A 1,210-nucleotide genomic window follows, 5' to 3' on the forward strand; every position below is an offset into this window, starting at 1 on the left:
CTGGACATGCGCGCCGGGCCGGACAAGGCCCTGGCCCGGGTGATCCAGGTGTTCGGTGCGGCGAAGCCGCACCAGGCTTACTTGTTCGCCAACCGCCGGGGCAACCGCATGAAGGTGCTGATCCACGACGGCTTCGGTATCTGGCTGTGCGCCCGCCGGCTCCATCGGGGCAAGTTCCACTGGGGTGACGCTTGGCGCGGCGATCAGTTGCGCCTGAATGAAGAACAACTGGCCGCCCTGGTGCAGGGCCTGCCCTGGCAGCGACTGGGCGACGAGGCCGTGATCTCGGTGCTGTAACCACACCTCGTTCCCGTTGGCTATACGCCCAACCTCCAATCGCCCGCCGGGCGCTGGCTTGGCATACTGTCCGCATGACCTCGCGCCCTGACCTCAACGCCCTCTCTCCCGACCAACTCCGTGCCCTGGCCACCGAGTTGTTCGATCACTTGGAGAGCAAGGATCGGGTCCTCGCCCAAAATGACCGGACCCTCAGCCAACAAGAAAAAGCGATCCGTCACCGCGACGCGGTGATCGAGAAGCAGGCCCATGAACTGGCGCTGCTCAAGCGCCATAAGTTCGCCCGGCGCAGCGAGCAGTTCAAGGGCGCGCAGGGCCAGTTGCTTGACGAACTGATCGACGCCGACCTGGCCGCCATGGAGGCGGAGCTGGCCAAGGCACTTCCAACGCAGGCGCCCGCCGCTCCGGCCAAGCAACAACCCAAGCGCACGCCGCTGCCGCCGCAACTGCCCCGCACCCTGATCCGCCACGAACCCGAGGATACGCAATGCCGCTGTGGGTGTGCGCTCAAGCGCGTCGGCGAGGACATCAGCGAGAAGCTGGACTACGTGCCAGGCGAGTTCACGGTGGAGCGCCATATCCGGGGCAAGTGGGCGTGCGAGCAGTGCGGGACATTGATCCAAGCGCCGGTGCCGGCGCAAGTGATCGACAAAGGCATCCCTACCGCCGGGCTGCTGGCCCAGGTGCTGGTGGCCAAGTACGCCGATCATCTGCCCCTGTACCGCCAGGAACGCATCTTCGGCCGGGCGGGTCTGGCAATCCCGCGTTCCACCCTGGCCGAGTGGGTGGGCACCTGCGGGGTACGGTTGCAGCCACTGGTGGATGCGCTCAGAGCCCAGTTGCTAGCCCAGCCGGTGCTGCACGCGGATGAAACGCCGGTAGCGATGCTGGCACCGGGCAAGAAGAAAACCCA

The 1,210-nt window shown here is 66.2% G+C and carries 2 protein-coding genes; both read left to right on the forward strand.

The features are described 5' to 3' along the window. The coding region (gene tnpB / locus E0L37_RS21160) for an IS66 family insertion sequence element accessory protein TnpB (RefSeq protein WP_133493619.1) at window positions 1-297 on the forward strand (297 nt) is incomplete at its 5' end. Window positions 298-371: 74 nt separating this feature from the next. Beyond that, window positions 372-1,210 (forward strand): IS66 family transposase (locus E0L37_RS21165; protein WP_133493620.1); only part of this gene is annotated, 839 nt, incomplete at its 3' end.

The sequence above is a fragment of the Alcanivorax sp. 24 genome, from assembly GCF_004360225.1.
GTDB classification, from domain to species: Bacteria; Pseudomonadota; Gammaproteobacteria; order Pseudomonadales; family Alcanivoracaceae; genus Alloalcanivorax; species Alloalcanivorax xiamenensis.